The organism is Mesorhizobium sp. M2A.F.Ca.ET.037.01.1.1, assembly GCF_003998075.1.
Taxonomy (GTDB): domain Bacteria; phylum Pseudomonadota; class Alphaproteobacteria; order Rhizobiales; family Rhizobiaceae; genus Mesorhizobium.
The window spans coordinates 1-5,601 of the sequence record NZ_RZSA01000394.1 but is presented as its reverse complement, the minus strand read 5'-3'; the positions used below and the strand labels follow the sequence as shown (position 1 = coordinate 5,601).

General features: G+C 65.8%; 6 protein-coding genes. 2 read left to right on the top strand and 4 right to left on the bottom strand.

Annotated features, from left to right (window positions below; translation table 11 throughout):
* A partial coding sequence (locus EOA27_RS19550) for an ATP-binding cassette domain-containing protein (RefSeq protein WP_145970426.1) occupies positions 1 to 656 on the top strand: 656 nt, incomplete at its 5' end.
* Positions 657 to 720: 64 nt separating this feature from the next.
* Positions 721 to 1,227 carry an L-2-amino-thiazoline-4-carboxylic acid hydrolase gene (locus EOA27_RS19545; RefSeq protein ID WP_126081117.1) on the top strand — a complete coding sequence of 169 codons (507 nt, stop codon included), beginning with the start codon at positions 721 to 723 and terminating at the stop codon, positions 1,225 to 1,227.
* Positions 1,228 to 1,302: 75 nt separating this feature from the next.
* On the opposite strand, the gene EOA27_RS19540 is transcribed toward EOA27_RS19545, so the two are convergent.
* The 4 genes from EOA27_RS19540 to EOA27_RS19525 all read right to left on the bottom strand — a co-directional run.
* Entirely contained in the window at positions 1,303 to 2,091 is a 789-nt protein-coding gene (locus EOA27_RS19540) for a DeoR/GlpR family DNA-binding transcription regulator (RefSeq protein WP_245466925.1), read from the bottom strand.
* 70 nt (positions 2,092 to 2,161) lie between these two features.
* Complete coding sequence (locus EOA27_RS19535; RefSeq protein ID WP_126081116.1) at positions 2,162 to 3,460, bottom strand: FAD-binding oxidoreductase; 1,299 nt, start codon at positions 3,458 to 3,460, stop codon at positions 2,162 to 2,164.
* A gap of 2 nt (positions 3,461 to 3,462) precedes the next feature.
* The gene (locus EOA27_RS19530; RefSeq protein ID WP_126081115.1) at positions 3,463 to 4,833 is read right to left on the bottom strand and encodes a glutamine synthetase family protein; all 1,371 of its coding nucleotides are present in this window, start codon (positions 4,831 to 4,833) and stop codon (positions 3,463 to 3,465) included.
* A 431-nt stretch (positions 4,834 to 5,264) separates the two neighbouring features.
* A partial coding sequence (locus tag EOA27_RS19525; RefSeq protein WP_127256918.1) for an FCD domain-containing protein occupies positions 5,265 to 5,601 on the bottom strand: 337 nt, incomplete at its 5' end.

Here is a 5,601-nt window from a genome sequence, read left to right as displayed (position 1 = left end):
CGTCCGGCAGCGGCAAATCCACCATCGCACGGCTGGTGCTGCGGCTGATCGAGCCCGATACCGGCCGCATCGAATTTGAGGGAAGCGACTTCCTCGCTCTGTCGGGCGCCGCTTTGCGCGCCCGCCGTGCACGCCTGCAGATGGTGTTCCAGGATCCGCTCGCCGCCTTCAATCCCCGCGCCACCGTGGCGCGCGTGCTGGACGATCCGTTGCGCATCCACAACATCGCCCCGCATGCCCAGCGCCCGCGCCGCATCGCAGCGCTTTTGGAGCGCGTCGGCCTCGATACCGGCCTCGCCGCGCGCGCCATCCACGAGATTTCCGGCGGCCAGCGACAGCGCGTCGCGATCGCCCGCGCCATCGCCACACGGCCGTCGCTGATCGTGCTCGACGAGGCCGTCTCTGCCCTCGACGTCTCGGTGCGAGGACAGATCCTGGAATTGCTGCTCGACCTGCAAAGGCAGGAACGGATCGCCTATCTGTTCATTTCGCATGACCTCGGCGTCATCCGCGCCGTGGCGCATCGCGTCATCATTCTCGATGCCGGCCGGATCGCCGAGAGCGGCGATGCCCGCGCCGTCATCGCCGACCCGCAATCGCCGGTCGGCAAGGCCCTTGTCGAGGCGGCACCGAGATTGAACAGGAACCGGCCATGATCCCGCAAAGTGGCAACCGATTTGCGGACAAGATCATGGTCAAACAACAAGATCAGGACGCACGATGACCGATCCCGAAGCAGCCAGAGCCGAGAAACTGTCGCGCGAGCTCGATTCCGCCTTCCGCAACCGCGCCGACCTCTACCGCCTCTTCCTCGACGAACTGACCGCCGAGCTCGGCGCCGAGCAGGCCGAGGCGGTGATGATCCGCAGCATCGAGAAGCGCGGCCGGGAAGTCGCGGCGGCGGCCTTCGCCGGCTTCGGTCCAAACGACGCGCCGGCGATCGGCGAGGCGTTCCTCGCCGTCAGTCCGGATGGTGGGCGCATGTATCCGACCGACATCGAGAGCGGGCCTGGCCACATCGCTTTCAAGGTCAAGCGCTGCCCGCTGAAGGACGCCTGGGTCGAGGCCGGCGTCGGCGAAGAGAAACTCGCCACGCTCTGCCGCATCGCCGGCGCCTTCGACCGCGGCCTGTTCGAGGCGACCGGCGTGCGTTTCGCCAATGTCACCTGGACGCCGGGCCACGGCTCCGGCTGCTGCCACATCGCATTGACCAACCGCGACGCCTGAAGCAATTCCAGGAAAAGTGCGCAGCGGTTTTCCGTCCGGAATTGCGCAACAACAAAGCAACTAGCCGGTACAGCCCTAACCTTCGGCAAAGACGTGCAGTTCGCCGCCTGCTTCGTCGATCGCGGCGCGCAGTTCCGCTGACGGCTCGCTGTCGGTGACGATGTCCGAGATCTCGCTCAGCGCGCAGACGCGCTCCAGGCCGCTGCGGCCGAACTTGTCGTTGGTGACGACCAGCATCGTCGACAATGACCGCCTCATCATCGCCCGCTTCACCGCCGCCGCGCCCGAGATCATGTCGCTCGGCCCCTCGGCATTCAGCGCCGAGGCGCCGATGATGGCGACGTCGGCATTGTAGCGCCGCACGAATTCGACCGTGTCCTCGCCAAGCACCGCGGCTTCGCGGCTGTCATAGGTGCCTGGGCAAAGGATGACCCGGAAGCCGGGATTGGCGCCGGCCACCGAGGCGACGCCGATGGAGTTGGTGATGATCGTCAGGTCCCGGCCGTGCTGCGAGAGGCTGCGCGCCACCTCGTAGGTGGTCGATCCGCCATCAATCATCACGATGGAGCCCTTCTCGACCAGTCCGGCCGCACCACGCCCGAGGCGAGCCCGCTCCTCGACCAGCGTGAGGCCGCGTTCGGCGATCACCGGCTCAGACGTCGCCAGCGAAATGGTGGCGCCGCCATAGGTGCGGTTGAGCAATCCCGCTTCGCCGAGCTCGATGAGATCTCGGCGGATGGTCTCGCCGGCCACGCCGATGCGGCGCGCAAGCTTCGAGATGCGGATCGAGGCGGAGCGCCGGACCTCCGACAGGATCAGCTCATGGCGCTCCTTCTTCGTCAGTCGGCCCGGCTCGATGTTCATCCGCTTTTCCTTCTCGGGATTTCCTTCCCGTCGCAGAGACATTAGCTACGCCAGGGAAAGTAAACCAGCGTCAGTGACGCAGCCGATCGCGCATCGCATACCACAACATGCCAAGCACATAGAGCGGGCCGCGCAGCGCCGTGCCTCCGGGAAACGGCAGCGGCGTCAGCATCGAGAACAGGTCGAGCCGCGAGGCATCGCCCGTGATCGCTTCCGCCAGGAGCTTGCCCGACAGCGTCGACAGAATGACGCCTTTGCCGGAATAGCCATGCGCGAAATAGAGCTCGCCATAATGCCCGACATGCGGCAGGCGCGACGTCGTCACCGACACCAGCCCGCCCCAGGCGTGGTCGATGCCGCAGCCCTTGAGCTGCGGAAAGGTCTTTTCTATATGCGGCCGCACGAAGCCGGCAATGTCAGCCGGCGGCGACGGCGTGTAGTGCTCGCCGCCGCCGAACAGCAGGCGGCCGTCCGCCGACATGCGGTAGTAGTTGACGACGAACAGCGTGTCCGAGACCGCGACATTGGCCGGGATGACATTGCGCTCGCCCAACGGCTCGGTGGCGACCATGTAGTTGCCGACCGGCATGATGCGGCTGTTGACGCGCGGCTCCAGTCCCTTGAGCAGCGCATCGCCGGCCAGCACCACATGTCTGGCGCGGACCGAGCCCTTGTCGGTGAACACCCGGATGGACGGCTCCCGCTCCAGCCGGGCGGCAACCGAGTTCTCATGGATGACGACGCCGGCGCCAACCGCGGCGTGCGTAAGCCCCAGCGTGTAGTTGAGCGGATGCATGTGTCCGCCGAGCCTTTCATAGACCGCGCCCTGATAGGGCGTGTCGACCATCTGCCGCGCCTCGGCCGCCGACAGGATCTCGACATCGGTGAACCCCATCACCCTGGCGAGGCATTCGGCCTCTTCCTCGAAGTCGCGCACATCCGAAGCGCTGACCGCGCCGACCAGGTGGCCGGTGAGGCGCAAATCGCATGCGATGCCGTGGCGCTCGATGATGTCGAGCACCAGCCCGCGCGCCTCGAAGGCCAGGTCGAACAGCGCCTTGGCCCGTTCCGGCCCAAAGGACTTGACCAGGCCCCTGGCGCCCTTGCGCAGGCCGGGGATCATCTGGCCGCCATTGCGGCCCGAGGCGCCCCAGCCGATCTTGCCGCCCTCGAGCAGCACCACCTTCAGGCCGCGTTCGGCCGCATGCAGCGCCGCCGAAAGGCCGGTGCAGCCGCCGCCCACCACCACCAGATCGGCCTCGACATCGCCGGCAAGTGCCGGATGGTCGGGCGCCGGATTGGCCGTGGCGACATAATAGGATTTGCCGATATCGAGACCGGAATTGAAACCTGTCGAATGCGAAGCCATGGTCACACCTTGAGCAGCAGGTGGTCGCGTTCCCAGGACGTCACGACGCTCTGGAACAGGTCTAGCTCGACGCTCTTCACGCGCAGATAGGTCTGGAAGAAATCCTCGCCGAGCAGCGCCCGCACGGGCTCGCAGGCGGCGAAACGATCGAGCGCTTCCTCCATCGTCTTCGGCAGCGTGCTCTTGCTTTTATAGGCATTGCCGAAGGCCTCCTCCGAGCGCGCAAGCTTCTCCTCAATGCCGAGATAGCCGGCGATCAGCGAGCCGGCCATCGCTAGATAAGGATTGGCGTCGGCGCCAGGCAGACGGTTCTCGATGCGGCGCGCGGCGCGGCCGCCCAGCGGCACGCGCAGGCCGCAGGAGCGGTTGTCATGCGACCACTCGACGTTGGCCGGAGCGCTATGGCCGGGGCGGATGCGGCGGTAGGAATTCGCATGCGGCGCGAACAGCGGCATGATTTCGGGGATGTATTTCTGCAAGCCGCCGATGAAATGCGCGAACATCGCGCTGTCCTCGCCGTCTTCGCCGGCAAACAGGGGCTCGCCCTTCCGGTCAACGATCGACATGTGCAGATGCATGGCGCTGCCGGCTTGCGCGGCGATCGGCTTGGCCATGAAGGTAGCGTGCATGCCGTTCGCCTGAGCGATCTGCCGCGCCAAGCGCTTGAACAGAAGCACCTGGTCGGCGAGCGTCAGCGGATCGCCATGCAGCAGATTGATCTCGAGCTGCGCCGTGCCGGATTCATGGATCAGCGTTTCCACCGGCAAGCCCACGACGGCGGCATGTTCATAGAGCCGCCGCGTCACCGCTTCGAACTCCTCCATCGCCTGCATGTCGTAGGGATGCTGCACGCTTTCCGGCCGGCCGTTGCGCCCGACCGGCGCCGTGATCGGACGATCCGGGTCGGGATTTGGCGCCGTGAGGTAGAACTCGAGCTCCGGCGCCACCACCGCGCGCCAGCCGCGCTGTTCATAAAGCCCGAGCACGGCTTTCAGCACATGGCGCGGCGAAGCCATCCACGGCCGGTCGTCCATGTGGAACGTGTCGGCAAAAACATAGGCTCGGCCGGCGCTGCCGGGCGCAAGGCACAGGCTCGAAATGTCCGGCACCATGCGCATGTCCGGATCGGAATAGGCAAAGCCCTCGTCGATGGATCCGGAATAGCGGCCGTCGATCGCCACCAGGAACGCGCTGCTCGGCAGATAGAGCGCGCGGTCGTCGAGCGACTTGAGGAACTTGGCTACCGGCAAGGTCTTGCCGCGCAACACGCCGTTGACGTCGGGCACGAAGCATTCGACTTCGTTGATCGCGTGCGTCTTCAGCCAGCTTTGCGTGTCCGCGCCGGGGAATGTGGTGTTCAGATTGTCAGGCATTGGTCATGTCCGTACGAAGGAGAGATCGCTTCGGCGGGCATGTCCGTTCCGGTAGGGCGTTATCTAAGCTGCGTTATCCGAGGACGGACGCCCGCCTGATGGCCGGCCGAAGGGCCGGGTGCAACGCGCCTTGCACCCCTTCGGTCCAGCCGTCGCGAACGACATGCGAGCCGACCTTCGTCTCCTCCGCGCGCTGCAGGTTCTCGTGGCGGCAGCAGCGCATGATCAGTGGTATCCCGCGCGCGCAAACGAAATACCGCAGGCAACAAAATGCCTGGCGCGGTATTGCTGTTTTGCAGCTTGCATGACTGATCCTGTCAAAGTGAGCTTATGATTTGACCGATCATCGCCGCTGGCGCAAGTCCGCTTTGCTGGACCAGATCAGCCGATGCTCTCGCCGCCGTCGACCACCAGCGCCTGTCCGGTCGAGATCATCGACGCGCGGATCGGCTGAGCCTCGATTCCGCCGGATCGACGGTCGCGAACACCGCGCTCGCCTCGCTGACGATCGAGACATGATCCCGGGCCGCCTTGCCCGCCGCTGCCGCGTCACCGCGCATGATCGCGGTGACGATCACATCATGCTCCTGCCAGGACTTGGCCAGCCGGCCCGGCAGCATGAATTGCGCGCGCCGGAACGGCGCCAGCCGGCTGCGGGTCGCCACCGTCAGATCGTGGATATGCGTGTTGTGGGCGCCGCGATAGAGCCTGCTGTGGAACTCGGTGTTGAAATATTCGTAGTCCTCCTCGGCGCCGAGCTGCACCATG

Excerpts from the sequence above, each read along its gene's own strand:
- EOA27_RS19545 (WP_126081117.1), top strand. The coding sequence starts at position 721 with ATGACCGATCCCGAAGCAGCCAGAGCCGAGAAACTGTCGCGCGAGCTC.
- EOA27_RS19540 (WP_245466925.1), bottom strand. The coding sequence starts at position 2,091 with ATGAACATCGAGCCGGGCCGACTGACGAAGAAGGAGCGCCATGAGCTG.
- EOA27_RS19535 (WP_126081116.1), bottom strand. The coding sequence starts at position 3,460 with ATGGCTTCGCATTCGACAGGTTTCAATTCCGGTCTCGATATCGGCAAA.
- EOA27_RS19530 (WP_126081115.1), bottom strand. The coding sequence starts at position 4,833 with ATGCCTGACAATCTGAACACCACATTCCCCGGCGCGGACACGCAAAGC.